General features: G+C 66.2%; 1 protein-coding gene. It reads left to right on the forward strand.

The features are described 5' to 3' along the window. On the forward strand, positions 1 to 428 hold a 428-nt coding region (locus U9977_RS15235), incomplete at its 5' end, for a CU044_2847 family protein (RefSeq protein ID WP_322749918.1). Positions 429 to 622 lie beyond the last annotated feature (194 nt).

The following is a 622-nucleotide window of genomic DNA, read 5'->3' on the forward strand; positions in this document are numbered from 1 at the left end:
GGGAGTCGCCGGTGGCAGACGTTCAGGAAGTTGTGCTGCCCAGCGGTGAGGTCGTCTGGGTAAGGGTGACGCCGGAACAAGGACCCGGCGATGTCGCAGGACGCGGCCGGTCGGGGCAGGCGCGCGTCGTCGAGGGTTTTTCCGAGCTGGTACGTGGCATAGCCGGCAGCCTCAACAATGCTCTGCAGCATGTCGCGCCCGTCACCATCACGGCGGAGTTCGGCATCGAGTTCGCCGTGAAGACCGGAAAAGTCATAGGCGTTCTCACCGAGGCAGGGGCGACGACATCCGTGACGGTCACGTTGACATGGTCCAGGGCTTCGCCTGACGAGTCGTCGGGCCAGTCGCGGTCCGCAGCCATTCCCGTGGCGCCTGGGCCGGGCGCGGACTCCGGCGGGGGACAGCCCGGTCCGGCTGCCGACAGCTGACGCGATGGCCCGAGATGGTCACGGTAAGGTCCTGCACAGGGTTACGGTCATTGATCGTCATGATGCGATATGTCCGGATCGGCGGTGAAACGGTGACCAGACGGCGGGGAACGGTCGGTGCGGGCGGTGGACACGGCCGGCGGTCCGACATGTTGTGGTGCTACGGATCAAAGGGGATCCGTAGCGGAGGCTGT

The organism is Protofrankia sp. Cas8 (genome assembly GCF_963555845.1).
Taxonomy (GTDB): domain Bacteria; phylum Actinomycetota; class Actinomycetes; order Frankiales; family Frankiaceae; genus Protofrankia.